Annotated in this window: 20 protein-coding genes and 1 riboswitch; of the genes, 9 read left to right on the top strand and 11 right to left on the bottom strand. The window is 66.4% G+C overall.

Translation table 11 applies throughout. From position 1 onward, the window contains the following. The first annotated feature begins 43 nt into the window (after positions 1-43). The 6 genes from dnaJ to Q5701_RS02540 all read left to right on the top strand — a co-directional run bounded on the left by dnaJ (position 44) and on the right by Q5701_RS02540 (position 6,682). Positions 44-1,204 (top strand): molecular chaperone DnaJ, encoded by a 1,161-nt coding sequence (gene dnaJ, locus Q5701_RS02565; protein WP_234854588.1) that lies wholly within the window; start codon positions 44-46, stop codon positions 1,202-1,204. A gap of 46 nt (positions 1,205-1,250) precedes the next feature. After that, a complete protein-coding gene (radC, locus tag Q5701_RS02560; RefSeq protein ID WP_306753595.1) occupies positions 1,251-2,018 on the top strand; it encodes a RadC family protein in 768 nt (255 codons plus the stop codon). Positions 2,019-2,325: 307 nt separating this feature from the next. Further along, a complete protein-coding gene (petA, locus tag Q5701_RS02555) occupies positions 2,326-2,889 on the top strand; it encodes a ubiquinol-cytochrome c reductase iron-sulfur subunit (protein WP_306753594.1) in 564 nt (187 codons plus the stop codon). 11 nt (positions 2,890-2,900) lie between these two features. Beyond that, positions 2,901-4,223, top strand: coding sequence for a cytochrome b (gene petB / locus Q5701_RS02550; protein WP_234854583.1), 1,323 nt, complete (start codon positions 2,901-2,903; stop codon positions 4,221-4,223). A gap of 640 nt (positions 4,224-4,863) precedes the next feature. After that, positions 4,864-5,676 (top strand): cytochrome c1, encoded by an 813-nt coding sequence (locus tag Q5701_RS22800; protein ID WP_373568643.1) that lies wholly within the window; start codon positions 4,864-4,866, stop codon positions 5,674-5,676. A gap of 115 nt (positions 5,677-5,791) precedes the next feature. Beyond that, positions 5,792-6,682 (top strand): ribokinase, encoded by an 891-nt coding sequence (locus Q5701_RS02540; RefSeq protein WP_306753590.1) that lies wholly within the window; start codon positions 5,792-5,794, stop codon positions 6,680-6,682. Here the strand turns inward: Q5701_RS02540 and phoB are convergent. The 8 genes from phoB to mutS all read right to left on the bottom strand — a co-directional run bounded on the left by phoB (position 6,679) and on the right by mutS (position 16,464). Beyond that, entirely contained in the window at positions 6,679-7,368 is a 690-nt protein-coding gene (gene phoB / locus Q5701_RS02535) for a phosphate regulon transcriptional regulator PhoB (protein ID WP_306753589.1), read from the bottom strand. The two genes, Q5701_RS02540 and phoB, sit on opposite strands and share 4 nt — an antisense overlap. A 2-nt stretch (positions 7,369-7,370) precedes the next feature. Beyond that, entirely contained in the window at positions 7,371-8,096 is a 726-nt protein-coding gene (phoU, locus tag Q5701_RS02530) for a phosphate signaling complex protein PhoU (protein WP_306753587.1), read from the bottom strand. A gap of 21 nt (positions 8,097-8,117) precedes the next feature. Then, the gene (gene pstB, locus Q5701_RS02525; RefSeq protein ID WP_234854577.1) at positions 8,118-8,918 is read right to left on the bottom strand and encodes a phosphate ABC transporter ATP-binding protein PstB; all 801 of its coding nucleotides are present in this window, start codon (positions 8,916-8,918) and stop codon (positions 8,118-8,120) included. Between the two features lie 19 nt (positions 8,919-8,937). Further along, positions 8,938-10,296, bottom strand: a complete 1,359-nt coding sequence (pstA, locus tag Q5701_RS02520; protein WP_306753586.1) for a phosphate ABC transporter permease PstA — start codon at positions 10,294-10,296, stop codon at positions 8,938-8,940. Next, complete coding sequence (gene pstC, locus Q5701_RS02515) at positions 10,293-11,498, bottom strand: phosphate ABC transporter permease subunit PstC (RefSeq protein ID WP_306753585.1); 1,206 nt, start codon at positions 11,496-11,498, stop codon at positions 10,293-10,295. The genes pstA and pstC overlap by 4 nt, the downstream gene beginning before the upstream one ends. A gap of 63 nt (positions 11,499-11,561) precedes the next feature. Further along, on the bottom strand, positions 11,562-12,590 hold the full coding sequence (locus Q5701_RS02510; RefSeq protein WP_306753584.1) for a substrate-binding domain-containing protein: 1,029 nt from the start codon (positions 12,588-12,590) through the stop codon (positions 11,562-11,564). 125 nt (positions 12,591-12,715) lie between these two features. Further along, positions 12,716-13,831 carry a chorismate synthase gene (gene aroC, locus Q5701_RS02505; protein WP_306753583.1) on the bottom strand — a complete coding sequence of 372 codons (1,116 nt, stop codon included), beginning with the start codon at positions 13,829-13,831 and terminating at the stop codon, positions 12,716-12,718. Continuing rightward, the gene (gene mutS / locus Q5701_RS02500) at positions 13,828-16,464 is read right to left on the bottom strand and encodes a DNA mismatch repair protein MutS (RefSeq protein WP_306753581.1); all 2,637 of its coding nucleotides are present in this window, start codon (positions 16,462-16,464) and stop codon (positions 13,828-13,830) included. The genes aroC and mutS overlap by 4 nt, the downstream gene beginning before the upstream one ends. A 59-nt stretch (positions 16,465-16,523) precedes the next feature. Continuing rightward, positions 16,524-16,620, top strand: a riboswitch (TPP riboswitch). A gap of 31 nt (positions 16,621-16,651) precedes the next feature. Between mutS and Q5701_RS02495 the strand changes: the two genes are divergently transcribed. From Q5701_RS02495 to Q5701_RS02485, 3 genes are read left to right on the top strand one after another with little or no spacing between them, the layout of a single operon-like run. Further along, the gene (locus Q5701_RS02495) at positions 16,652-17,632 is read left to right on the top strand and encodes a thiamine ABC transporter substrate-binding protein (protein WP_306753580.1); all 981 of its coding nucleotides are present in this window, start codon (positions 16,652-16,654) and stop codon (positions 17,630-17,632) included. After that, the gene (locus tag Q5701_RS02490) at positions 17,608-19,155 is read left to right on the top strand and encodes a thiamine/thiamine pyrophosphate ABC transporter permease ThiP (protein WP_306753579.1); all 1,548 of its coding nucleotides are present in this window, start codon (positions 17,608-17,610) and stop codon (positions 19,153-19,155) included. The genes Q5701_RS02495 and Q5701_RS02490 overlap by 25 nt, the downstream gene beginning before the upstream one ends. Beyond that, a complete protein-coding gene (locus Q5701_RS02485; protein ID WP_306753578.1) occupies positions 19,148-19,840 on the top strand; it encodes a thiamine ABC transporter ATP-binding protein in 693 nt (230 codons plus the stop codon). Before Q5701_RS02490 ends, Q5701_RS02485 begins: the two co-directional genes overlap by 8 nt. Here the strand turns inward: Q5701_RS02485 and truB are convergent. Genes truB through rbfA form a run of 3 tightly spaced genes read right to left on the bottom strand, consistent with a single transcriptional unit; the run spans position 19,837 to position 21,947 of the window. Further along, positions 19,837-20,730 carry a tRNA pseudouridine(55) synthase TruB gene (gene truB, locus Q5701_RS02480; protein WP_306753577.1) on the bottom strand — a complete coding sequence of 298 codons (894 nt, stop codon included), beginning with the start codon at positions 20,728-20,730 and terminating at the stop codon, positions 19,837-19,839. The two genes, Q5701_RS02485 and truB, sit on opposite strands and share 4 nt — an antisense overlap. 52 nt (positions 20,731-20,782) lie before the next feature. Continuing rightward, positions 20,783-21,538: a phosphodiester glycosidase family protein gene (locus tag Q5701_RS02475; RefSeq protein WP_373568609.1), complete on the bottom strand. Its 756-nt coding sequence runs from the start codon at positions 21,536-21,538 to the stop codon at positions 20,783-20,785. Continuing rightward, positions 21,528-21,947 (bottom strand): 30S ribosome-binding factor RbfA, encoded by a 420-nt coding sequence (rbfA, locus tag Q5701_RS02470; RefSeq protein ID WP_306753575.1) that lies wholly within the window; start codon positions 21,945-21,947, stop codon positions 21,528-21,530. The genes Q5701_RS02475 and rbfA overlap by 11 nt, the downstream gene beginning before the upstream one ends. Between the last annotated feature and the right edge of the window lie 55 nt (positions 21,948-22,002).

The raw sequence follows: 22,002 nt of genomic DNA, 5'->3' as shown, positions 1-22,002 counted from the left end.
ACGCGGGCCGGCCATTTCGTTGGGGAACCAGACAGGACAAAAAATGGCCAAGCGTTGCTATTACGAGGTTCTGGGCGTGACGCGCGGGGCATCGGCCGAGGAAATCAAGAAGGCCTATCGCCAGAAGGCGAAGGAACTGCATCCCGACCGCAATCAAGACAATCCACAGGCCGAATCGCATTTCAAGGAAGCCAACGAGGCGTATGACTGCCTCAAGGACGACCAGAAGAAGGCGGCCTATGATCGATTCGGTCACGCGGCCTTTGAAGGCGGCGGTGGCGGTTTCAACGGGCGCGGCGCTCATCCGGGCGATTTCGGCACCGCCTTTGCCGACGTGTTCGAGGATCTGTTCGGCGACATGATGGGGCGTCGCGGCGGCGGCGGCGGTGGCCGGTCCCGCGCGCAACGCGGCCAGGATCTGCGCTACAACCTGCGTGTCAGCCTGGAAGAGGCCTATACGGGCCTCAAGAAATCCATAACCGTTCCCGGCTCCATTGCCTGCGAGGAATGCGAGGGCACCGGGGCCGAGGGCGCGACCCAGCCCGCCACCTGCCCCACCTGCGCGGGCATGGGCAAGGTCCGGGCGCAACAGGGCTTTTTCACGGTTGAACGCACCTGCCCCACCTGCGGCGGTCAGGGCCAGATCGTCAAGAATCCGTGCAAGGCCTGCCACGGCGCGGGCCGGACCGAACGCGAGCGCACCTTGTCGGTCAACATCCCCGCAGGCGTCGAAACCGGCACCCGCATCCGTCTGGCCGGGGAAGGCGAGGCCGGGCTGCGCGGCGGCCCTGCCGGAGATCTGTATATCTTCATCGAGGTTCAGGAACACGCGATCTTCCTGCGCGACGGCAAGATCCTGGCCTGCCAGGTTCCGGTCAGCATGGCCACCGCCGCCCTTGGGGGCGAGGTCGAGGTGCCGACCATCGACGGTGGCCGTGCCCGGGTCAAGGTTCCGGCGGGCAGCCAGTCCGGTCGCCAGATGCGCCTTCGCGCCAAGGGGATGCCACCCTTGCGCCATGGCCCCGGCGCTGCGGGCGAACCGGGCGATATGCTGATCGAACTGACGGTCGAAACCCCCGTGAACCTGACCCCGCGCCAGCGCGAGTTGCTGCGCGAATTCGAGGAACAGAAGGCTGACAACAGCCCTCAGTCGGACAGCTTCTTCAACAAGGTCAAGAGTTTCTGGGACGGCATGACGCGCTGATGGTGCGTTAACCCTTTATTCACCGGCACGGGTCCATGCTGTCGCCATGGACCCGAATCGCACCTTTGGCGAAATGCCCCTGCCCTTGTTCCAGCCCGCCACTGACGAGGCCGCGCCGATCCCGCTGCCCGGTGGCAAGGCGCCGTCCTATCTGGCAGACCACCGCGCCCGATTGCGCGAACGCTTCATGGCGGGCGGCGCGGCGGCGATGCCTGACTACGAACTTCTTGAACTGGTCCTGTTCCGCGCCATCCCGCGCCAGGACGTAAAGCCCCTGGCCCGCCGCCTGATCGAAGCCTTTGGCGATTTCAACCGGGTATTGACCGCGCCCGCTACGCGCCTGGAACAGATGGATGGCGTTGGCCCCGCCGTGATCACCGAACTCAGGATCGTCGAGGCTGCGGCACAGCGCATGGCGCGTGCCCGTGTCATGCACCGCCCCGTTCTGTCAGGCTGGGACGCGCTTCTGGATTACTGCCACACTGCCATGGCGCATCGCGAGATCGAACAGTTTCGCGTCCTTTACCTCGACCGCAAGAACGTCCTGATCGCGGACGAGGAACAGGCACGGGGAACCGTCGACCATGTCCCGGTCTATCCGCGTGAAATCATCCGCCGCGCGCTTGAACTGAACGCCTCGGCATTGATCCTGGTCCATAACCATCCTTCGGGCGATCCCACGCCTTCGGATGCCGACATCACCATGACAGCCCGCATCGCCCAGGCCGCCGACAGCATGGGAATCACCATCCACGACCACCTGATCATCGGCAAGTCGCGAGAGCTTTCCTTTCGCAGCCAGGGTCTTTTGTAACCGTCTTCGTTCACGTCAAATAGCCTTGGGCCATTGGCGCCCCCGGCAAGGATGCCTGGCGGACCTTTTCCGGCAACGACGGGCCGCAACAGCGGCCATGAGGGCGGAAAGCCCCGTGACTGTCTCCCTGCGACGAAATGCCCGCGACAATTTTCCAACATAGGCTGGTCCATGGCCCCGGTCAGGCGGGCTTACCGGCTGGACTGACAGATAATTGAAGGCTAGAACCGCCGCGCGAAGGCTGCGACGATACGCGGCCCGGATTGTCGTATCGGCCGGTCCTTCGGCCCGAATTGGAGAATGACCCGTGTCCCACGCAGATGACCACGTAGGCACCCGGAGGGATTTCCTCTATTATGCCACGGCGGGCGCAGGCACGGTGGCCGCCGGTGCCGCCGCCTGGACGCTTGTGAACCAGATGAACCCCTCGGCCGACGTGCAGGCGCTTGCCTCGATCCAAGTCGACGTCAGCGGGATCGCGGAAGGCACCCAGCTGACTGTCAAATGGCTGGGCAAGCCCGTGTTCATCCGCCGCCGCACCCCCGAGGAGATCGAGGCCGGCCGCGCGGTCGATCTGGGGGAACTGATCGACCCCACCGCACAGAATGCCAATCTGAGCGGGACCGAACCCGCCACCGACCAGAACCGCACCCTGGACGAGGCCGGCGAATGGCTGGTCCAGATTGGCGTCTGCACCCACCTGGGCTGCGTCCCCATCGGCGACGGCGCGGGCGATTTCGGCGGCTGGTTCTGCCCCTGCCACGGTTCGCATTACGACACCGCCGGACGCATCCGCCGCGGCCCCGCACCGCAGAACCTGCACATTCCCGTCGCTGAGTTCATCAGCGACACAACCATCCAGTTGGGCTGAGGAGGCTTCGCATGGCCGGAATTCCGCACGACCATTACGAGCCTAAGACAGGCTTCGAAAAATGGCTTCACCGCCGCCTGCCGATCGCGGGGGTGATCTATGACACGATCATGATCCCCACGCCCAAGAACCTGAACTGGATGTGGATCTGGGGCATTGTCCTGATGTTCTGCCTGGTTCTGCAGATCGTCACCGGCATCGTCCTGGTGATGCACTATACGCCGCATGTCGACATGGCCTTCGCATCGGTCGAACACATCATGCGCAACGTGAACGGCGGCTATATGCTGCGCTATCTGCACGCGAACGGCGCATCACTGTTCTTCGTGGCGGTCTATCTGCACATCTTCCGCAACCTCTACTACGGCAGCTACAAGGCGCCGCGCGAGGTCACCTGGATCATCGGCATGCTGATCTATCTGGCGATGATGGCGACCGCGTTCATGGGCTATGTGCTGCCTTGGGGCCAGATGTCCTTCTGGGGTGCCACGGTGATCACCGGCCTGTTCGGCGCGATCCCGGGCGTCGGCGGCGCGATCCAGCAATGGCTGCTGGGCGGACCGGCCGTGGACAACGCCACGCTGAACCGCTTCTTCTCGCTGCACTACTTGCTGCCCTTCGTGATCCTGGGCCTGGCCGTTGTCCACGTCTGGGCCTTCCACACCACCGGCAACAACAACCCGACCGGGGTCGAGGTGCGCCGGACCAGCAAGGAAGACGCCCAAAAGGACACCCTGCCCTTCTGGCCCTATTTCGTGATGAAGGATCTGTTCGCGCTTGGCGTGGTGCTGGTCGTGTTCTTCGCGGTCGTGGGCTTCATGCCGAACTATCTGGGCCACCCCGATAACTATATCGAGGCGAACCCGCTGGTGACGCCCGCCCATATCGTGCCGGAATGGTACTTCCTGCCCTTTTACGCCATCCTGCGCGCCTTCACGGCGGATGTCTGGGTCGTGCAGATCGTCCAGTTCCTGTCCTTCGGCATCATCGACGCCAAGTTCTTCGGCGTGCTGGCGATGTTCGGCGCGATCCTAGTCATGGCGCTTGTGCCCTGGCTGGACACCAGCCGCGTCCGCTCGGGCCGCTATCGCCCGCAGTTCAAGTGGTGGTTCTGGCTGCTGGCCTTCGACTTCATGCTGCTGATGTGGTGTGGGGCGATGCCTGCCGAAGAACCCTATGCGTCGATCTCGCTGATCGCCTCGGCCTATTGGTTCGCCTATTTCCTCATCATCCTGCCGCTGCTGGGCGTGATCGAGAAGCCCGAGCCCATGCCTGCGACCATCGAGGAAGACTACCTTGCGCATCACAATTCCCCCACGCGCATGGCCGAGTAAGGAGAGCCGGACAATGACCCTGAGAAACAAGACGCTCACGGCCGCTCTGGCCCTGGCGGTCTGTGTCGGTGGCCCTGCCCTTGCGCAGGACGCCGCCACGCCCGCCCCGGCCCAGCAACCGGCCGGAACGCAGCAGTCGTCCGAACCCGCCGCCGCCCCGGCCCCCGCCGATCAAACGGATGTGGGCCAGGCAACCCCGGCCCAGGCGCCTGCCGACCCGGTCGAAGCCGGATCGGGGGAAACCCCCGCCGGCGAATCCGCGACCGCGCCCACCCAGTCGTCCGAGCCGACCTCGACCCCCGCCGGGGCCGAGCAGACCCCGATGGAGGCGCCGGAAGTGCCATCGGTGACGGCAACCGAGGGGGAAACCCCCGCTGAAGCCCCGGCCGAGGAAGCCCCGGCTGCCGAAGCGGACGCCGCTCCGGCGGACGCTGCCGCGGAACCGGCTGCGGAAGAACCCGCAGCCGAGGCCACCGCCGCTGAACCGGCAGCAGAGGAACCTGCGGCTGCTGAACCTGCCGAAGCCGAGCAAGGCGCGGGCCAGGAAGCCGGGGACGCCGTCCAGGTGACCGAAGGGGACGAAGCCGCCGCTCCGGCCGAAACCACCGGCACCGTTGTGGCCGAGGAAGGCCATGACGACATCGAGGGCGCGGGCGAAGACGATGCCAGCGCGGCAGAAGGCGGTCACGCGGAAGCCGCAGGCGAGGAACACGCCGCGGCCAGCCACGGCGCGGCCCATATCGAAGACATCGCCTTCAGCTTCGAAGGTCCGTTCGGCAAATACGACCAGTTCCAGCTGCAACGCGGACTGCAGGTCTATACCGAGGTGTGTTCGGCCTGCCACGGCATGAAGTTCGTGCCGATCCGCACGCTGCATGACGACGGCGGCCCCGGCCTGCCCGAGGATCAGGTCCGCGCCTATGCGGCAAACCTGACGGCGGTCCTGGATCCCGAAACCGGAGAAGAGCGTCCGCGCCTGCCGACCGACCACTTGCCCACGGTCACGGGCGAAGGCATGGGACCGGATCTGTCGCTGATGGCCAAGGCGCGCGCGGCCTTCCATGGCCCTTACGGCACCGGAATCAGCCAGTTGGTCAACGGTATCGGCGGGCCGGAATACATCCATGCCCTGCTGACCGGCTATACGGGCGAGGAAGTCGAGCAGGCGGGCAGCGTCCTGTACGAAAACACCGCCTTCGCAGGCGGCCTGATCGGTATGCCGCCGCCGCTGTCGGACGATCTGGTCACCTATGAGGACGGCACCCCCGCCACGGCCGACCAGATGGCCCGCGACGTGGCGGCCTTCATGATGTGGACCGCCGAGCCCAAGCTGACCGACCGCAAGCAGGTGGGCCTGGTGGCGGTGTTGTTGCTGATCGTGCTGACCTCGCTTCTGTATCTGACCAACAAGCGGATCTGGGCGCCGCACAAGGGCAAGAAGCTGCATCGCTGATCCGATCGCCGATGAAACACCCTGACGCGCCCCTTTTCGGGGCGCGTCTTTCGTTACTGGACAAGCCACGCGGCCCCCCGCCACCATGGCCGCATCGAATATCGAAAGGGAACACATGGCGATCTGGAACCTGGGGTCGATCAATATCGACCATGTTTATCGGCTGGATCACCTGCCCCGCCCGGGCGAGACGCTGGCCGCCCGCAGCTATGTCCAGGGCCTGGGGGGCAAGGGCGCGAACCAGTCCATTGCCGCCGCCCGCGCGGGTGCGATCACCCATCACATCGGGGCCATGGGCACGGGCGATGACTGGGTAGTGGACCGGTTGAAGAACGCCGGGGTCTGCACCGCCGATATCGGGCGCCTGCCGGGGCAGGCGACAGGCCATGCGATCATCCTGCTGGACAGCCAGGCGGAAAACGCCATCGTCATTCATCCGGGCGCAAACCGGGCGATCACCCGGACCATGCTGGAAAAGTCCCTGACGGCCCTCAAGCCCCAGGATACCCTGCTGATCCAGAACGAGACGGCCTGCCAGGTGGATGCCGCGCGGATCGCACGGAAGGCGGGCGCCCGGGTGATCTATTCCGCCGCGCCCTTCGACATCGGGGCGGTGCGCGCCATGCTGCCCTTTGCGACCATCCTAGCGATGAACGCGGGCGAGGCCGATGAGTTGTTTGCGGCAATGCCGGGCGATCTGCCGGTCCAGGGCCTGTTGATCACCCGCGGGGGCGATGGCGCGGAATACCGCGACCTGACCACGGGGACCGTTCACCGCCAAGCCGCGTTTCCCGTCAAACCGGTCGATACGACGGGGGCGGGCGACACGTTCGCAGGTTATTTCGCGGCGGCCCTGGACCGGGGTGATCCGGTCCCCGCAGCCCTGCGCCTGGCCGCAGGCGCAGCGGCGCTGAAGGTGACGCGGCCAGGCGCGGGCGACGCCATTCCGGGGATCGAGGAGGTGATCGGCTTTATCGCCAACCCGTCCTGGGACAAGAACGCCTAGCCCAGCGAATACCCCGTCCCGCGCACCGTGCGGATCGGATCGGCGCCGCCGTTCTGCATCAGCGCCTTGCGCAAGCGGCCAACATGAACGTCGATGGTGCGCGTATCGACATAGATGTCGCGCCCCCAGACCCGGTCCAGCAGCTGTTCGCGCGTCCAGACCCGGCCCGGCCTTTCCATCAAGGCGGACAGCAGCCGAAATTCGGTCGGTCCCAGATGCAGGGTCTGGCCCGCCCGGAAAACGCGGTGTTCTGCGGCGTCCAGGATGATGTCGGCGAACGACAGCCGCTCGCCCATGCTGGCGGGCCGCGTGCGCCGCAGTTGCGTGCGCAGCCGGGCCATCAGTTCCACCACGGAATAGGGCTTCACGACATAATCGTCGGCCCCTGTTTCCAGGCCGCGCACCCGGTCGGTCTCCTCGCTGCGCGCGGACAGCATGATGATCGGGATGCCGCGCGTCGCGGGATCGGCCTTGACCTGGCGGCAGACCTCGATGCCCGACACCTTGGGCAGCATCCAGTCCAGAACCATCAGGTCTGGCTGTTCTTCCTGGACCAGCAGCAGCGCGTCCTCGCCGTTGTCGGCGACCACGACCGCGAAACCCTCGGCCTCCAGGTTGTATTGCAGGACTTCGCGCTGCGCGCCTTCGTCCTCGACCACCAGAACGCAAGGGGCTTGCCGCGTCATGGTCAGCCCCCTGCCGGCTGGTCCGAAACCATGCCCGGCACGCTGTTGTCCTTGGGACGGCTGTCGTCAGGCAACTCGCCCGTGACCAGATAGATCACCTGTTCGGCGATGGCAGTCGCCAGATCGCCCATGCGTTCGACGTTCTTGGCGATGAAATGCAGGTGCATGCAGGCGGTGATGTTGCGCGGGTCTTCCATCATGTGGGTCAGGAACTCGCGGAACAGCGCGTTGTACATCTGGTCCACTTCCAGGTCGCGCTGGCGCACGTCCTCGGCCAGCCCGGCGTCGCGGCGGATATAGCTGTCAAGCGCGTCCTGGACCATCCTGCCCACCGCGGTGCTCATCCGGCGCAGGGCCAGGCCCGCCCCGTCGATGGGCGACATCTGCGACAGGACATGGGTGCGCTTGGCCATGTTCTTGGCGTAATCGCCCACCCGTTCCAGCGAATGGGCGATCTTCATCACCGCCAGAACCATGCGCAGGTCGGTGGCCGTGGGCGCGCGCAGGGCGATCAGCCGGGCGGCATCCTCGTTCAACTGCACCTCCAGGGCGTCGATGGCCTTGTCGCGGCGGCGAACCTGTTCGGCCAGTTCCACGTCGCTGGTTTCCAGCGCCGTGGCGGCGTCGCTGATGGCGGCCTCGACCATGCCGCCCATCTTGACGGCAAGGGCCTGGATCGTTTCCAGGTCGCGGTCGAAGGCCGACGAGATATGCTTTTCGCGGTTCATGTGTCCTGCCCTTCTGTTGCCTCAGCCGATCCGGCCCGAGATATAGGCCTCGGTTCGGCTGTCCTGCGGCTTGGTGAAGATGTCGTCGGTGTCGCCATATTCGACCAGGTTGCCCAGGTGGAAAAAGGCCGTCTTCTGGCTGACGCGCGCGGCCTGCTGCATGGAATGGGTCACGATCACGACCGAGAATCGGGTGCGCAATTCCTCGATCAGTTCCTCGACCTGGGCGGTGGCGATCGGATCCAGCGCGCTGCAGGGTTCGTCCATCAGCAGAACCTCGGGCGATGTGGCGACCGCCCGGGCGATGCACAGCCGCTGCTGCTGGCCGCCCGACAGGCCGGTGCCGGGTTCGGACAGGCGGTCCTTGACCTCGTTCCACAAGGCGGCGCCGCGCAGGGCCTTTTCCACGACATCGTCCAGTTCCGCACGGTTGCGGGCAAGCCCGTGGATGCGGGGACCATAGGCCACGTTGTCATAGATCGACTTGGGGAAGGGGTTCGGCTTCTGGAAGACCATGCCGACCTTGGCGCGCAACTGCACCGGATCGACGCGGCGGTCATACACATCCTCGCCGTCCAGCAGGATCTCGCCCTCGACCCGGGCGATGGGGATGGTGTCGTTCATGCGGTTGATGCAGCGCAGGAAGGTGGACTTGCCGCAGCCCGACGGGCCGATGAAGGCGGTCACGGTCTTGTCCAGGATGTCCACATCGACATCCTTCAGCGCCTGCTTGTCGCCATAAAAGACCTGCACCTGGCGGGCCTGGATCTTGATGTCCTTGGGGGTCACGGCGTTCTCCAAGCGGTGGCTCGTATCGTACATATTGGCTCCTCGGGGCCGTTTACCAACGGCGTTCGAACTTGCGGCGCAACCAGATGGCCAGCACGTTCATGCACAGCAAAAAGACCAGCAGCACGATGATCGCCCCGGATGCCCGTTCGATAAAGGCCGGGTCCGACCGCTGCGTCCAGTTATAGACCTGCACCGGCAGGGCGGATGCCGGGTCGAACAACCCCTGGGGAAGACCGCCGGGGATGTCGCGGATGAATGCCACCATGCCGATCAGCAGCAGCGGCGCGGTTTCCCCCAGGGCTTGGGCCAGGCCCAGGATCATGCCGGTCAGGATGCCGGGCGTGGCCAGGGGCAGGACATGGTGGAACACCGATTGCATCTTGGACGCGCCCACCCCCAGGGCCGCATCGCGGATCGAGGGCGGCACAGCCTTCAGCGCGGCGCGCGTCGGGATGATGATGCGCGGCAACGTCATCAGCGTCAGCACCAGCCCGCCCACGATGGGCGCCGATTGCGGCAGGCCCGCAAAGTTGATGAAGGCCGCCAGCCCCAGGATCCCGAAGACGATCGACGGCACCGCCGCCAGGTTCGAGATGTTGACCTCGATGATGTCGGTGATGCGGTTCTTGGGGGCGAATTCTTCCAGATAGATGCTGGCCGCTATGCCGATGGGCACGGCCAAGACCAGCACCACCAGCATCATGTAGAACGACCCCACGATTGCCGCGCCCACGCCAGCCGCCTCGGGGCGTTGGTCGGATGCGTCGGCAAGCCTCAGGAAGTTCCAGTTGAAGCGGGTCACGATCTCGCCCCGGTCGGCCAGTTCCTGCGCCAGTTGCAACTGCTGGGGCGAGGTGTTGCTGTCGCGTGCCGCGCTTTCCATGGTCACGCGGCCCTTGAAGAAACCGTCGATGCGGCCCCCCGTCAGCACGTCGAATTCGGCTGTCTGGCCGATCAGGTCGGGTTCGGCCAGAACGCGGTTGCGCACCTGGGCCGAGGCTTCCTTGGAAATCAGGCCGTCGATGTCCTTGTCAGACAGTCCCTCGATCTGGATGCCGTGGCGCGCGACCGTGGCCTCGACCGCGGCGTCCAGAACCTTGCCATAGGACAGCGTCAGCACCTTGGCCATTTCCGCCGGATCGCGGTTGCCCTTGGGGTCCAGGACGGCAGCGTCAAGCGTCACGGGGATGCTCAGATAGGTTTGGCGGAACGCGCCCGCGCCGCCGGTCAGGATCGTGGCCAGCAGCACCACAAGCGCGATCATGGAAATGGCGATGGCAGCGACGCCATACAGGCGAAAGCGCTTCTCGGCGGCATTGCGGGCCTTGGTGCGCGCATCCTGTTGCAGCAACGAGGCGGACTTGCGGTCGGGCACGGCGACGGGCTGGGACAGCGGCATATCGGTCATTCGTATTGCTCGCGGTATTTGCGCACGATGATCAGCGCGACGACGTTCAGGGCCAGGGTGATGACGAACAGCGTCAGCCCCAGGGCGAAAGCCACCAGCGTTTCCGGCGAATTGAAGTCGCTGTCGCCGGTCAGCTGGCTGACGATCTTGACGGTGATGGTGGTCATCGCCTCTAGCGGGTTCAGGCTCATCTGGGCTGCGGCGCCCGCGCCCAGGACCACGATCATGGTTTCACCGATGGCGCGGCTGGCGGCCAGCAGGACCGCGCCCACGATGCCCGGAAGGGCTGCGGGCAGCACCACCTGGCGCACGGTTTCCGAAGGCGTCGATCCCAGCCCAAGCGCCCCGTCGCGCAGGGATTGCGGCACGGCGTTGATGATGTCGTCGGACAGCGAACTGACGAAGGGGATCAGCATGATCCCCATCACCAGTCCGGCCGTCAGGACCGAGGTGCCGGAATTGCCCAGGCCCAGCGGTTGCGCAAAGTAATCGCGCAGCAGGGGGCCGACGGTGATCAGCGCGAACAGGCCATAGACGATGGTGGGAATCCCGGCCAGAACCTCGATGGCCGGTTTCACGAAGCCGCGCACCCGGCGCGACGCGTATTCCGACATATAGACGGCGGCGAACAGTCCGATGGGGACCGCCACCAGAAGCGCGATGGCCGATACATACATCGTGCCCCACAGCAATGGCACTATCCCCAGACGAGAATTGCCCTGGAAGCGCGGCGTCCATTCGGTGCCGAAGAAAAAGGCCTTCCAGTCGTAAAGCTGGAAGAAATGCCCGGTCTCGAAGACCAGGGACAGCACGATCCCGGCGGTGGTCACGATGGCGATCAGCGAACACAGCATCAGAAGGCCCAGGACCATCCGCTCGACCACGTTGCGGGCCTGGTATTCCTGGCCGATCCGCATCACGCCCACGCCCAGTCCCAGCACGGCGGCGATCAGGGCGATGGCCCCCGCAACCAGCCCGGATTCGGGCGTCACCACACCCGTCAGGCGCAGGACGGACGCAAGGCCCAGCACCGCCACGGCGGGCAGCAACGCGGCCAGCGCGACGCTGGTGCCGTGATAGATGGGGCGGCTGTGCAGCTTGCGCACGTCCGGTCCCGCAGTCGCAAAGGCGCGGCTGCGGCCGACGATGTAACCGGCAGCGGCCAGCAGGAAACTTGCAAACAACGCCCATGACAGCGGCATTCGGGGCAATCCTTTACGAGAAAGCGGCGGGCGGCGCGGTTTTTCCGGGCCGCCCGCTTGGCGTTATTGCATCACCGTCCCGTTGGCGACGGCTTGCTGGGTCGCTGCCAGTTCGGGATCCGACACCAGCCCGTATTGGGCCAGCGGGCCGTCGGGACCGGCGATCTCATCGGACACGAAGAATTCCAGGAATTCCTTGAGGCCCTGAATTTCGCCTATATGCGCGGCCTTCGCATAGAAGAACAGCGGGCGCGACACCGGATATTCGCCCGAGGCGATGGTCTCGGTGGACGGAGTGACACCACCGATGGTGCCGACCTTCAGCTTGTCGGTGTTGTTTTCATAAAAGGACAGGCCGAACACGCCGATGCCGTTGGGCGAGGACTCGATGCGCGCCAGCGTTTCGGTGTAGTCGCCGTCGATATCGACCGCGCGGCCATCGGTGCGCAGCGTGGTGCAGGCTTCCTCGGCCGCGTCCTCGTCCATGCCGGATGCGACAAAGGCTTCCATGGCGCCCGATTCCTCGCAGCCTGCCAGGATCACCTTTTCCTCGAAGACCTCGCGGGTGCCGTGCTTGGTGCCGGGGACGAAGGCCAGGATTTCCTGCGCGGGCAGATCCGGGTTCACCTCGTTCCAGTTGGCGGCCGTGTTGTCCACGACCTGGCCGTCACGAACCACCTTGGCGGACAGGGCGTTGAACCAGTCGGCAGGAGTATAGGCGAAATCCGGGCCATTGGCGGCGCTGGCGAAGACGATCCCGTCATAGCCGATGCGGACTTCCATGATGTCGGTCACGCCATTGGTGGTGCAGGTTTCGCGTTCGGCGTCACGAATGGGACGGCTGGCATTGGCGATGTCGATGGTGTTGGCGCCCACGCCCTCGCAGAATTTCTGCAACCCGCTGCCCGTGCCGCCGGATTCGACGACCGGAACGGGAAAGTCCATGTTCTCGCCGAAGACTTCGGCCACGATGGTGGAATAGGGAAGCACGGTGGACGACCCCGAGACCTGGATCTGGTCGCGGGCGGCCGCGGCTGTGGCCGAGGCGGCGATCACGGCAAGGGCCGAGACGGTGAATTTCACGGTGGACATGGATCTCTCCTGTTTTCTTCACGCCCAAGGCTGGGCCTGTGCGTGACCTAAGCGCCCGTGGTGACGCTTGTGCGAAAGAAGCATGACCCTTTTATGACAGGCACCGGATTTTTGAAAGTTTTGCGTCAGTTTTGCGGCAATTCGCCGATCCGGCCTCGCTGGCCCCCCGTCTGCGCCCGGTCCATCAGCAGGTGGTCCAGGATGACGCAAGCCGCCATCGCCTCGGCCACGGGAACCGCGCGAATCCCCACGCAGGGATCGTGGCGGCCCTTGGTGATCAGGTCGATTTCCTTGCCGTGGCGGTCGATGGTGCGGCGCGGCGTGGTGATGGAACTGGTCGGCTTGACCGAAAAGCGCAGCACGATCGGCTGGCCGGTGCTGATGCCGCCCAGGATGCCGCCCGCGTGGTTCGAAAGATAGATCGGCCCGTCATTGCCCATGCGGATCTCGTCGGCATTGTCGGTTCCGGTCAGGGCGGCGGCACCCATCCCCTCGCCGATCTCGACGCCCTTGACGGCGTTGATCGACATCATCGCGGCGGCAAGGTCGGTGTCCAGCTTCGCATAGACCGGCGCGCCAAGGCCCGGCGGGCAGCCCTCGACCAAAACCTCGATGGCGGCGCCGACGCTGTTCTGGTCCTTGCGGATGGTGTCCAGATAATCGGACCACTGGTCCACCGCAGTCGCATCAGGCAGGAAGAACGGGTTGTCGTTGATCGCATTCGCGTCGAATTTCGCACGGTCCAGGTGCAGCGTTCCCATCTGCACCATGTATCCAGTGATCCGCAGATCGGGCAGCAACTCGCGCAGCACCGCCTGCGCGACGCCCCCCGCCGCGACCCGCGCCGCCGTTTCGCGGGCGCTGGACCGGCCCCCCCCGCGATAATCGCGGTGGCCGTATTTCAGGTGATAGGTGATATCGGCATGTCCGGGGCGGAAGGCCTGCGCGATTTCCCCGTAATCCTTGGACCGCTGGTCGGTGTTCTCGATCATCAGCTGGATCGCGGTGCCGGTGGTGCGGCCCTCGAAGACGCCGGACATGATGCGGACCTGGTCGGGTTCGCGCCGCTGGGTGGTGTGCTTCGAGGTGCCGGGGCGGCGGCGGTCCAGGAACTGCTGGATCCAACCCTCGTCCAGGGCCATGCCGGGGGGCACGCCATCGACGGTGGCGCCAAGGGCGGGACCGTGGCTTTCGCCCCAGGTGGTGAACCGGAATTCGCGGCCAAAGGTGTTATAGCTCATGCAGAATCTCCGGTCAGGGACTTGAGTTCGTAGATCAGATCCAGCGCCTCGCGCGGGGTCAGGGCGTCGGGATGGATGTCCTTCATCCGCGTATCCAACAGACTGGATTTGGCCTTGGCAGGCGGCGGCGCAGGCGGCACGGCGCGGAACAGCGGCAGGTCGTCGATCAGGGCGGCGGGGCGGGCTGCGCCCTCGCGTTCGCCCGATTCCAGCGCGTCCAGCACGGCGCGGGCACGGTCCACGACGGATGCGGGCAGCCCCGCCAGACGCGCGACCTGCACGCCATAGCTGCGGTCGGCGGCGCCCTTGCGAACCTCGTGGAGGAAGATCACCTCGCCTTCCCATTCGCGCACCGCAACGGTGGCATTTTCCACGCCGTCCAGCTTGGCGGAAAGCGCCGTCATCTCGTGGTAATGGGTGGCGAAGAGCGCGCGGCAGCGGTTCGTTTCGTGCAGATGCTCCATCACCGCCCAGGCGATGGACAGCCCGTCCCAGGTCGCGGTGCCGCGCCCGATCTCGTCCAGGATCACCAGCGCCCGGTCATCGGCCTGGTTCAGGATCGCGGCGGTTTCCACCATTTCGACCATGAAGGTGGACCGGCCCCGCGCCAGGTCGTCGGCGGCGCCCACGCGGCTGAAAAGCTGGCTGACAAGGCCGATATGCGCGCTGCGGGCGGGCACGAAGGCACCAGCCTGGGCCAGCACGGAGATCAGCGCATTCTGGCGCAGAAAGGTGGACTTGCCCGCCATGTTCGGCCCGGTCAGCAGCCAGATCGCGGGGGTGTCGCCTTCGGTCAGCGCGCAGTCATTGGCGACAAAGCTTTCCGCCTTGCGCTTCAGGGCGCGTTCCACGACCGGGTGGCGTCCCCCTTCGATCACGAAGGCGCGGCTTTCATCGACCATGGGCCGCGTCCAGCCTTCGCCCGTGGCGATGTCGGCGAAGGCGGCTGACAGGTCGATCTCGGCCAAAGCGCGGGCCGCCTGGCCGATGGGGGCCGCGCGGTCCAGCACCGCCGCCCGCAGCCGGTCGAAGATGCCCCGCTCGATCTCCAGCGCGCGGTCGCGGGCGTTGAGGATCCGCGTTTCCAGTTCCGACAGATCGACGGTGGTGAAGCGGATCTGGTTGGCGGTGGTCTGGCGGTGGATGAAGGTCGCGTTCAGCGGCGGGGCCATCATGCGTTCGGCATGGGTCGTCGTCGTCTCGATGAAATAGCCCAGCACGTTGTTGTGCTTGATCTTGAGGCTCTGCACCCCGGCAAGCGCCGCGTATTCCGCCTGCATCCCGGCGATCACCCCCCGGCCTTCGTCGCGCAGACGGCGGGTCTGGTCCAGATCGGCGTCGTAACCGGCCGCCACAAAGCCGCCGTCGCGGGCCAGCAGCGGCGGTTCGGCCACAAGCGCATCGTCCAGCAGACCGATCAGGTCGTCGTGCCCAGTCAGGTCGCGCGCGGCATCCGCCAGCACCGGCGCCGCCTCGGCGGGCAGCCGCACCGCGATGGCCGCGCCCTGCGTCAAGCCCGCCCGGATCGCGGCCAGATCGCGCGGCCCGCCCCGGTCCAGCGCCAGCCGCGACAGCGCCCGGTCCATGTCGGGCACACGGGCCAGCGCCGTTCGCAGATCGCCCGTCAGGCGGGGATCATCGACCAGCATCGCCACCGCGTCATGCCGCGCATGGATCAGCGCCAGATCGCGCGATGGCGCGCCGATGCGACGTTCCAGCAAACGGGCGCCCGCAGCCGTCACCGTCCGGTCGATGGCCGACAGCAGCGACCCCTCGCGTCCACCGGACAGCGCCTGCGTCAGTTCCAGGTTGCGCCGGGTCGCCCCGTCGATCCCCATCGCCCCGCCTGCGCGTTCGCGAACCGGCGGGCGCAGCAGGGGCAGCTTTCCCTTCTGCGTCAGGTCCAGGTAATCGACGATGGCCCCCATGGCCGCCAGTTCGGCACGGGTGAAGGACCCAAACCCGTCCAGCGTCTCCACGCCATACAGCGCGCACAACCGCCGCTGCCCCGCCGCGCTGTCAAAGGCGGACGCGTGCAGGTCGGTCAGCGCCGCACCGGCATCAGCCGCCAGATCGTCCAGGCCCGATCCGTCGCAGGCCAGCAATTCGCGCGGCGCCAGACGCGCGAGTTCGGGCGCCAGGCGCGGCAGCGGGCAGTCCATCACCTGGAAGGCGCCGGTGGAAATATCCACCCAAGCCAGCGCGCAATCCTCCCGCACCTGGGCGAAGGCGGCCAGATAGTTGTGGCGCCGCGCTTCCAGCAGCGATTCCTCGGTCAGGGTGCCGGGCGTCACCAGCCGCACCACGTCGCGGGCCACAACCGATTTCGACCCCCGCTTCCTGGCCTCGGCCGGATCCTCCATCTGCTCGGCAATCGCCACGCGGAAGCCCTTGCGGATCAGCGTCAGCAGATAGCCCTCGGCCGCATGGACCGGCACGCCGCACATCGGGATGGGTTCCCCCGCATGGGTGCCGCGTTTCGTCAGCGCGATATCCAGGGCGCTTGCGGCGGCCACCGCGTCGTCGAAGAACATCTCGTAGAAATCGCCCATGCGATAGAACAGCAGCGCACCGGGATTGGCGTCCCGGATCGCCAGGTACTGCGCCATCATCGGGGTGGGCTGATCGGTCATGTCCTTCGTCATGGCCGCTGTTCTAGCCGCTTGCGCGGGCGCGCGAAATCCCTACATTCGGGCCTACCTCGGGGGGCCATGTGGCTGAGACGCGAAAGCGGACCCGTTGAACCTGATCCGGCTAACACCGGCGGAGGGAAGGTGACGCTGTCCTTTCTTTCGGAACCCTTTTGGAAAGGAGACAGCGATGAAACTGCCCCTGATGCTTGTTCTGCTGGCGGCGACCCCGGCCATGGCGCAGGACAAGCCCGTCCTGACCGTCTATGCGGGCGAATCCATCACCAGCGAATGGGGCCCCGGCCCGAAGATCGAGGAAGGGTTCGAGGCCTTTTGCAACTGCGACCTGCGCTTTGTCACCGGGGACGAGTTGTCCCGCGTGCTGATGGAGGGCGAGCGGACCGAGGCCGACATCGTCTTCGGCCTGAACACCGACGTGACCGCCCGCGCCCGTGCATCCGGCCTTTTCGCGCCGCATGGGCAGGACACGGGCGATCTGTCGCTGCCCATCGAATGGACGGATGAGATTTTCCTGCCCTACAACTGGGGTGAGACCGCCTTTGTCTATGACGAAACCCGGTTGCAGAACCCGCCCGCCAGTTTCGCCGAATTGCTGGAGGCTCCCGACGACCTGAAGATCGTGATCCAGGATCCGCGGTCGTCCGTGTCAGGGCTGGCGCTGCTTTTGTGGGTGAAATCGGTTTATGGCGACCAGGCGCCCGACGCCTGGGCCAAGCTGGCGCCCAAGGTGCTGACCGTGACCAAGGGCTGGTCGGAATCTTATGGGATGTTCACCGAGGGCGAGGCCGACATGGTCCTGTCCTATACCACCTCGCCCGCCTATCACATCGCCGAGGAGGACGACACGACCAAGAAGGCCGCCATCTTCCCCGAAGGCCACTACTTCATGACCGAGGTCGCAGCCCAGCTTCGCACCACCGACCAGCCGGAACTGGCGCAAGCCTTCATGGACTGGATCCTGACGCCCGAGTTCCAGACGGTGATCCCGCTGGCCAACTGGTCGCTGCCCGCCAAGCTGCCCCAGGATGACTGGCCGCAGGTCATGCGCGACCTGCCGCGCCCCGAAAAGACCCTGTTCTATTCCGAGGACGAGGCCGAGGCACTGCGTCAGCCCGCGCTAGACGAATGGCTGCGGGCATTTTCCGGCTGACGCGGGCCGAGGCCGGGGGAGCGGTCGCCGCAACCGGACTGGCCCTGCTGATCGGGGGGACGCTTGCCGCAGTCATGTGGCAGGCGCAGGGACTGTCCGGGCTTGGCCCCTGGGACTGGCAGGCGGTCTGGTTCACGCTGTGGCAGGCGGCCTTGTCCGCCGCCCTGTCGTCCGCGCTGGCAATTCCTGTGGCCCGCGCCCTGGCCCGGCGGCGCTTTCCCGGACGGTCGGCCCTGGTCACGCTGTTGGGCGCGCCCTTCATCCTGCCGGTGATCGTGGCGATCATGGGGTTGATTTCGGTCTTTGGCCGCAACGGCGCGATCAACGATGCCTTGCGGATTGCCGGATTGCCCGAGGTCAGCATCTATGGCTGGCAGGGCGTGATCCTGGCGCACGTGTTCTTCAACCTGCCCTTGTCCGTGCGGCTGATCCTGCAAGGCTGGCAGGCAATCCCGGCCGAACGCTTCCGGCTGGCCGCATCGCTGGGCTTCGGCCCCCGCGACGTGGCGCGGCATCTGGAACGGCCGATGCTGCGGGCGGTGCTGCCGGGGGTCTGGCTGGCGGTGTTCCTGGTCTGCCTGACCAGCTTCACGGTGGCGCTGGCCCTGGGCGGCGGGCCGCGCGCGACCACGGTGGAACTGGCGATCTATCAGGCCTTCCGCTTCGACTTCGACCTGGGCCGGGCGGCCAGCCTGGGGCTGATTCAGATCGGCATCTGCGTCTGCGCGATGATGCTGGCATGGTGGATTGCGATTCCTGCAGCCTTCGGGGCGGGGCTTGATGCCGCGCATATGCCCGCAGCGCCTGGCGGCTGGCGCCGGATCAGCGATGCCCTTGTGATCACAGCCGCAGCAGGATTCCTGATCTGGCCCATGGGCGCGGTGACGGCGCGCGGTTTGCCGACGATCCCCGCCCTGCCGCCCGAGGTTTGGGAGGCTGCGCTGCGATCCATGGTCATGGCGCTGATTTCGGCCACCTTGGCCTTGATCCTGACGCTGATGCTGGCCTTGTCGCTGGCGCGCGGGCGGATGCGGTGGGCGGAAACCGCGGGGATGCTGCCGCTGATCGCCTCGCCCCTGGTGCTGGGAACGGGGCTGTTCATCCTGCTGCGCCCATGGGTTGACCCCCAATCGCTGGCCTTGCCGCTGACCGTGGGGGTCAACGCGATCATGGCCCTGCCCTTCGGATTGCGGGCGCTGATCCCGGCCGCGCGGACTTTGCAGAGGGATTATGGACGGCTGGCCGATTCGCTGGAGATGGGGGGGCTTGCACGGCTGCGCTACCTAACCTTGCCGCGCTTGGCCCGGCCGCTGGGCTTCGCGGGCGGGCTGGCGGCGGCACTTGCCATGGGGGATCTGGGTGTGATCACATTGTTCGCGGGCGACCGGCCAACGCTGCCATTGCAGATGTATCAGTTGATGAACTCCTATCGCATGGCGGACGCCTCGGCCTGCGCGGTGCTGCTGATGGCGATCAGCTTCGGCCTGTTCTGGATCTTCGACCGGGGGGGCCGCCTTGCTTGAATTCGACGCCGTCCACGTCACGCGCGGCAGCTTTGCCCTGTCCGCCGATCTGTCGATACCCAAGGGCGCGCGGATCGCGGTGATCGGTCCATCCGGGTCGGGCAAATCCACGCTGCTGTCGCTGGTGGGGGGATTCCTGGCCCCGGATCGGGGAAGGATCCGCGTGGAGGGGCAGGACATCACCACCCTTTCGCCCGGTCGGCGCCCGGTATCGACGCTGTTCCAGGACCAGAACCTGTTTCCGCATCTGACGGTCGCGCAGAACGTGGGCCTTGGCCTGCGCCCGGACCTGCGCTTGTCCGATCCGCAGCGCGCCCGCGTGGCGCAGGTGCTGGCCGAAGTCGGGTTGGAGGGGATGGAGACGCGCCGCCCCGCCAACCTGTCGGGCGGCCAGCAAGGGCGCGTGGCCTTGGCCCGCGTGCTGCTGCGCGCGCGTCCCGTGCTGCTGCTGGACGAACCCTTCGCGGCGCTTGGACCCGCCTTGAAAGGGGAAATGCTGGCCCTGCTGGCGCGGATCGCCGATGAAACCGAGGCCACGGTCCTGATGGTCACGCATGATCCCGGCGATGCCCGCAGCTTCGCGCCGCAGACGATCCTGGTCGATGGCGGCATGGCTCATCCGCCGGTGCCGACCGGGCCGCTGCTGGACAACCCGCCGCCGGGGCTGCGTGCCTATCTGGGCTAAAGGTTGAAGACCCGTTCGGGCTGCACCAGCCCGCCTTGATACCGCCCGATGCAGACCGGCCCCTTGGCATCCGCGACCCAGACCAGATCGCCCCATTCCGCCGATCCCGTCACCTGGCCCGGATTGCCGTTGCGGATGCGGACCGCCCCTTCGGGCGTGGCGCGCAGCATGGGCAGGTCGCCCAGCGCGATTTCCAAAGGCAGAAGCTGGCTGTCCAGCCAGTCCTGCGCGCTTCGGTCGATCTTGTCGAAGGCAACGCCCTCGCTGGCCTCGAACGGCCCCGACCAGGTGCGGCGCAGATGCGCCACATGGCCCAGGCAGCCCAGCGCCCGGCCCAGGTCGCGCGCGATGGACCGCACATAGCCGCCCTTGCCGCAGATCATCTCCAGCCGCGCGGTGTCGGTATCGCAATCCAGCAGCGTCAGGCTTTGGACCCACAGGGGACGCGCGGCCAGATCCAGATCCTCGCCCTCGCGCGCCAGGTCATAGGCACGCTCGCCATCGACCTTGACGGCGGAAAAGGCCGGGGGAACCTGCATGATATTGCCGGTAAAGGCGGGCAGCGCAGCCTCGATCGCGGCGCGGTCCGGGCGGGAATCGGACCTGCGGACAACCTCGCCCGAGGCATCGTCGGTCGCGGTCTCGACCCCCCAGTTGACCGTGAAGTCATAGCATTTCAGCGCGTCCGTCACGGCCGCGACGGTCTTGGTCGCCTCGCCCAGGGCCACGGCCAGGACGCCGGTCGCGTCGGGATCCAGCGTGCCGGCATGGCCTGCCTTTTTCGCATCCAGTGCCCAGCGGACCTTGGCCACCACCGCCGTCGAGCCGACGCCCGCGGGCTTGTCCACGATCAGCCAGCCATTGATGTCGCGGCCCTTCTTGCGTGCCATGGGATCCCCTTGCAAACGGAAGGCGGCGGCATAGCCAGCCACTGGCGCAAGGTCAACCGGCGCTGTCCACCAGCCCAATGATCGGTCCCAGCGAACGCCCGAAATCCGCTCGGTTGACCCCCGGTGCGTAAAGCCGGCTGATGGATCCGTCGAAATACAGCGCGTCGCGCACGCCCAGGCCGTCGCGGAACAGCCGCCCGAATTCGTGGAAGGTCACCGCCCGGTCGGAAATCGCGAACCAGGCCGTCTGGCCGTCGGGCGAGACGCCCACGCCGTTCCTGACATGGCGGCTGTCCGAATCAACCAGAAAGCGCGGATGCAGGTCGCCGTCGATGACCAGCATCGGCCCGGATTGCGTGGCAAGGCGGCAGTCGGGGCGCGCATCGGCAAAGGCGCGGCTTTCGATCACCTGGAAGGGACGCGCGCCGCCAGTGCAGAAGACGCCATTGGGCAGCATCCCGAAATTGTCGCGGCTGGCGCCCGTGACGATGGGTTGCAATTCCACCCCGTCGATGACCAACAGGCCCACAGGGCGATAATCGGCGTGATACATTCCCGCGTTCATCGCGAAGGCCAGGCTTTCGCCCTGGCCCAAGGTCGCGCGGACATTGTTGAAGTTGCGCAGCGGCTTGCCCTTGGCATCGTCCTGCCACAGCCGCAGCGCGGGTTCCCGGTCGGCCGACACCTCGCAGACGACATAGCCCTGGCCGTCATGGGTCATGCGCCCGCAGCCATCCGCCGCCGCCGGGATCGCCCAGGCAAGCAGCATCCCGAACGCCACGCCCAGGGGCCGCAGGTCAATCCTCATCGCCATCCTTGTCCACGGCTTCCACGTCGCGGCGGACGCGTTCGTCGGCGAACAGGCGGCGGGTGTCGTCCATCCGGTCAAAGGTCTCGTCCAGGTGGAACTTCAGTTGAGGCGCGTATTTCAGCGTCATCGCCTTGGCGACCAGATGCCGCAATTCGGGCGTATTGCGACGCAGCGCGGCCAGGGCGTCCTCGGCCCCCTGCCCGCCCAGGGGCAGGACAAAGGCGGTCGCGACCTTCAGGTCGGTGGACATCCGAACCTCGCCCACGGTGATCGAATGGCGGTTGAGGTCCGGGTCATGCACGTCGGCGCGCGCCAGCACGTCGGACAAGGTGCGGCGGATCAGCTCGCCCACGCGAAGCTGGCGCTGCGAGGGGCCGGAGCCATGGGAATAACGGTTCTGTGCCATGCGTCCCGATGTAGGGGGTCGCGGGCCGCGCCGCAACGGGATATGACGCGGGAAA

This window comes from Paracoccus actinidiae, assembly GCF_030863885.1.
Lineage (GTDB): Bacteria > Pseudomonadota > Alphaproteobacteria > Rhodobacterales > Rhodobacteraceae > Paracoccus > Paracoccus everestensis.
The sequence above is the reverse complement of the archived record's forward strand: the minus strand, read 5'-3'. Positions and strand labels throughout refer to the sequence as shown.

Coding starts and splice junctions, on each gene's coding strand:
- Q5701_RS02495 (WP_306753580.1), top strand. CDS start 16,652: ATGAAACTGCCCCTGATGCTTGTTCTGCTGGCGGCGACCCCGGCCATG.
- dnaJ (WP_234854588.1), top strand. CDS start 44: ATGGCCAAGCGTTGCTATTACGAGGTTCTGGGCGTGACGCGCGGGGCA.
- Q5701_RS02510 (WP_306753584.1), bottom strand. CDS start 12,590: ATGTCCACCGTGAAATTCACCGTCTCGGCCCTTGCCGTGATCGCCGCC.
- rbfA (WP_306753575.1), bottom strand. CDS start 21,947: ATGGCACAGAACCGTTATTCCCATGGCTCCGGCCCCTCGCAGCGCCAG.
- pstC (WP_306753585.1), bottom strand. CDS start 11,498: ATGCCGCTGTCATGGGCGTTGTTTGCAAGTTTCCTGCTGGCCGCTGCC.
- Q5701_RS02540 (WP_306753590.1), top strand. CDS start 5,792: ATGGCGATCTGGAACCTGGGGTCGATCAATATCGACCATGTTTATCGG.
- mutS (WP_306753581.1), bottom strand. CDS start 16,464: ATGACCGATCAGCCCACCCCGATGATGGCGCAGTACCTGGCGATCCGG.
- phoB (WP_306753589.1), bottom strand. CDS start 7,368: ATGACGCGGCAAGCCCCTTGCGTTCTGGTGGTCGAGGACGAAGGCGCG.
- phoU (WP_306753587.1), bottom strand. CDS start 8,096: ATGAACCGCGAAAAGCATATCTCGTCGGCCTTCGACCGCGACCTGGAA.
- truB (WP_306753577.1), bottom strand. CDS start 20,730: ATGGCACGCAAGAAGGGCCGCGACATCAATGGCTGGCTGATCGTGGAC.
- Q5701_RS02490 (WP_306753579.1), top strand. CDS start 17,608: ATGGCTGCGGGCATTTTCCGGCTGACGCGGGCCGAGGCCGGGGGAGCG.
- aroC (WP_306753583.1), bottom strand. CDS start 13,831: ATGAGCTATAACACCTTTGGCCGCGAATTCCGGTTCACCACCTGGGGC.
- pstB (WP_234854577.1), bottom strand. CDS start 8,918: ATGTACGATACGAGCCACCGCTTGGAGAACGCCGTGACCCCCAAGGAC.
- Q5701_RS02475 (WP_373568609.1), bottom strand. CDS start 21,538: ATGAGGATTGACCTGCGGCCCCTGGGCGTGGCGTTCGGGATGCTGCTT.
- radC (WP_306753595.1), top strand. CDS start 1,251: ATGGACCCGAATCGCACCTTTGGCGAAATGCCCCTGCCCTTGTTCCAG.
- petB (WP_234854583.1), top strand. CDS start 2,901: ATGGCCGGAATTCCGCACGACCATTACGAGCCTAAGACAGGCTTCGAA.
- pstA (WP_306753586.1), bottom strand. CDS start 10,296: ATGACCGATATGCCGCTGTCCCAGCCCGTCGCCGTGCCCGACCGCAAG.